Raw genomic sequence first — 2,035 nt, 5'->3', positions numbered from 1 at the left:
TTATTGACAAAGAGCCAAAAAAGATACTTACTTGAAGTATCTTCGATGACCCGTACGGGATTCGAACCCGTGTTACCGCCGTGAAAGGGCGGTGTCTTAACCGCTTGACCAACGGGCCAGTTAATAATATGAAACTAATGGGCCTAAATGGACTCGAACCATCGACCTCACGCTTATCAGGCGTGCGCTCTAACCAGCTGAGCTATAGGCCCATAAAAACTAAAGCGGGTGACGAGAATCGAACTCGCGACAACAGCTTGGAAGGCTGTGGTTTTACCACTAAACTACACCCGCAGTATGGCGCGGGACAGAATCGAACTGCCGACACATGGAGCTTCAATCCATTGCTCTACCAACTGAGCTACCGAGCCAAACGGTTCCGACGGGAATCGAACCCGCGATCTCCTGCGTGACAGGCAGGCATGTTAACCCCTACACCACGGAACCAATGTTTTTAGTTTTTAATTGCGGGAGCAGGATTTGAACCTACGACCTTCGGGTTATGAGCCCGACGAGCTACCAGACTGCTCCATCCCGCGATAATATAAAAAGGAGGATAAGGGATTCGAACCCTTGCACGGTTTTACCCGCCTGACGGTTTTCAAGACCGTTCCCTTCAGCCGGACTTGGGTAATCCTCCAATATAAAGCTAATGACCCGTACGGGATTCGAACCCGTGTTACCGCCGTGAAAGGGCGGTGTCTTAACCGCTTGACCAACGGGCCAGATAAAAATGAAACGGAGAAGGAGGGATTTGAACCCTCGCGCCGGTTTCCCGACCTACACCCTTAGCAGGGGCGCCTCTTCAGCCACTTGAGTACTTCCCCAAAACCATTAAGATTTTGAATAAATGGGCCTAAATGGACTCGAACCATCGACCTCACGCTTATCAGGCGTGCGCTCTAACCAGCTGAGCTATAGGCCCATAAAAACTAAAAGCGGGTGACGAGAATCGAACTCGCGACAACAGCTTGGAAGGCTGTGGTTTTACCACTAAACTACACCCGCGTGGCGGTCCCGACGGGAATCGAACCCGCGATCTCCTGCGTGACAGGCAGGCATGTTAACCCCTACACCACGGAACCAATGTTTTTAGTTTTTAATTGCGGGAGCAGGATTTGAACCTACGACCTTCGGGTTATGAGCCCGACGAGCTACCAGACTGCTCCATCCCGCGATAATATGAAAAAGGAGGATAAGGGATTCGAACCCTTGCACGGTTTTACCCGCCTGACGGTTTTCAAGACCGTTCCCTTCAGCCGGACTTGGGTAATCCTCCAGTATGAAAATACAACGTCGCTATGGACCTTGTAGGACTCGAACCTACGACCGGACGGTTATGAGCCGTCTGCTCTAACCAACTGAGCTAAAGGTCCAGGCTCTTAAATAATCGCGGCGGAGGGGATCGAACCCCCGACCTCCCGGGTATGAACCGGACGCTCTAGCCAGCTGAGCTACACCGCGAAAAAAAAGTATTCATTATTTAAATGAAATGGAGCCTAGCGGGATCGAACCGCTGACCTCCTGCGTGCAAAGCAGGCGCTCTCCCAGCTGAGCTAAGGCCCCTTAAAACTATTTACTAATCGGGAAGACAGGATTCGAACCTGCGACCCCTTGGTCCCAAACCAAGTGCTCTACCAAGCTGAGCTACTTCCCGTAAAACTAACGCGCCCAAGAGGAGTCGAACCCCTAACCTTTTGATCCGTAGTCAAACACTCTATCCAATTGAGCTATGGGCGCATATTTGTAATGCCGAGGACCGGAATCGAACCGGTACGGTGATCACTCACCGCAGGATTTTAAGTCCTGTGCGTCTGCCAGTTCCGCCACCCCGGCGCGTAGTACGTAGTACTTTGGCAAAGCGGAAAACGGGGTTCGAACCCGCGACCCCCACCTTGGCAAGGTGGTGCTCTACCACTGAGCTATTTCCGCGTATTTACGATGCCGGCTAAAGGACTTGAACCCTCGACCCTCTGATTACAAATCAGATGCTCTACCAACTGAGCTAAGCCGGCGTAAAAAAATATCATAAATC

22 tRNA genes are annotated in these 2,035 nt (G+C 51.4%); all 22 read right to left on the bottom strand.

Annotated features, from left to right (window positions below):
- Positions 1–46: 46 nt before the first annotated feature.
- Positions 47–118 (bottom strand) — tRNA-Glu (locus JZO83_RS13735).
- 20 nt (positions 119–138) lie between these two features.
- Positions 139–212: transfer RNA gene (locus tag JZO83_RS13730), tRNA-Ile, on the bottom strand.
- Positions 213–223: 11 nt separating this feature from the next.
- Positions 224–294: transfer RNA gene (locus JZO83_RS13725), tRNA-Gly, on the bottom strand.
- A 4-nt stretch (positions 295–298) separates the two neighbouring features.
- Positions 299–371, bottom strand: a tRNA-Phe gene (locus JZO83_RS13720).
- Between the two features lie 3 nt (positions 372–374).
- Positions 375–447, bottom strand: a tRNA-Asp gene (locus JZO83_RS13715).
- Positions 448–465: 18 nt separating this feature from the next.
- Positions 466–539, bottom strand: a tRNA-Met gene (locus JZO83_RS13710).
- 11 nt (positions 540–550) lie between these two features.
- A tRNA-Ser gene (locus JZO83_RS13705) sits at positions 551–640 on the bottom strand.
- 13 nt (positions 641–653) lie between these two features.
- Positions 654–725: transfer RNA gene (locus JZO83_RS13700), tRNA-Glu, on the bottom strand.
- A gap of 14 nt (positions 726–739) precedes the next feature.
- Positions 740–827: transfer RNA gene (locus JZO83_RS13695), tRNA-Ser, on the bottom strand.
- Between the two features lie 24 nt (positions 828–851).
- A tRNA-Ile gene (locus JZO83_RS13690) sits at positions 852–925 on the bottom strand.
- Positions 926–937: 12 nt separating this feature from the next.
- Positions 938–1,008: transfer RNA gene (locus JZO83_RS13685), tRNA-Gly, on the bottom strand.
- A 1-nt stretch (position 1,009) separates the two neighbouring features.
- Positions 1,010–1,085: transfer RNA gene (locus JZO83_RS13680), tRNA-Asp, on the bottom strand.
- 18 nt (positions 1,086–1,103) lie between these two features.
- Positions 1,104–1,177, bottom strand: a tRNA-Met gene (locus tag JZO83_RS13675).
- 12 nt (positions 1,178–1,189) lie between these two features.
- A tRNA-Ser gene (locus JZO83_RS13670) sits at positions 1,190–1,279 on the bottom strand.
- Between the two features lie 23 nt (positions 1,280–1,302).
- A tRNA-Ile gene (locus tag JZO83_RS13665) sits at positions 1,303–1,376 on the bottom strand.
- Positions 1,377–1,390: 14 nt separating this feature from the next.
- Positions 1,391–1,464, bottom strand: a tRNA-Met gene (locus JZO83_RS13660).
- Between the two features lie 29 nt (positions 1,465–1,493).
- Positions 1,494–1,566 (bottom strand) — tRNA-Ala (locus JZO83_RS13655).
- Between the two features lie 17 nt (positions 1,567–1,583).
- Positions 1,584–1,657, bottom strand: a tRNA-Pro gene (locus JZO83_RS13650).
- Between the two features lie 9 nt (positions 1,658–1,666).
- Positions 1,667–1,740: transfer RNA gene (locus tag JZO83_RS13645), tRNA-Arg, on the bottom strand.
- Between the two features lie 10 nt (positions 1,741–1,750).
- Positions 1,751–1,836, bottom strand: a tRNA-Leu gene (locus tag JZO83_RS13640).
- Positions 1,837–1,860: 24 nt separating this feature from the next.
- Positions 1,861–1,932, bottom strand: a tRNA-Gly gene (locus JZO83_RS13635).
- A 10-nt stretch (positions 1,933–1,942) separates the two neighbouring features.
- Positions 1,943–2,015: transfer RNA gene (locus tag JZO83_RS13630), tRNA-Thr, on the bottom strand.
- Positions 2,016–2,035: the final 20 nt, after the last annotated feature.

The organism is Enterococcus sp. DIV1298c (genome assembly GCF_017316315.1).
GTDB classification, from domain to species: domain Bacteria; phylum Bacillota; class Bacilli; order Lactobacillales; family Enterococcaceae; genus Enterococcus_B; species Enterococcus_B mangumiae.
Note: the sequence above shows the minus strand (reverse complement) of the source record. Positions and strands in the feature narration are given on the sequence as shown.